Consider the following 255-nt stretch of genomic DNA (forward strand, 5'->3'; position numbering starts at 1 on the left):
TCATCGGCGGTAAAGGTAACGACACCTTCATCCTGGCTGACACAGTTGAAGCGGGCGACAGCATCACCGGCGGCGACGGTACAGACACCCTCATCGTTGTCAACGGCGGTAACGTCACAGCCACATCGAGCGTCATCACCAAAGTTGAAGCAGTCCAAGTATTGTTGAACAATGCAGCCCAGGCTGTAGACTTCAGCAAACTGCCAGACGTCACAGGCGTCCTGGTTCGCAACGTCTCCAACAACAACGTAGCAG

The 255-nt window shown here is 54.9% G+C and carries 1 protein-coding gene; it reads left to right on the forward strand.

The annotated features are described in order from the left end of the window. On the forward strand, window positions 1-255 hold a 255-nt coding region (locus ACO0LK_RS27115; RefSeq protein ID WP_422980624.1), incomplete at both ends, for a hypothetical protein.

Source organism: Undibacterium sp. Ji49W, assembly GCF_049340205.1.
Lineage (GTDB): Bacteria > Pseudomonadota > Gammaproteobacteria > Burkholderiales > Burkholderiaceae_D > Undibacterium.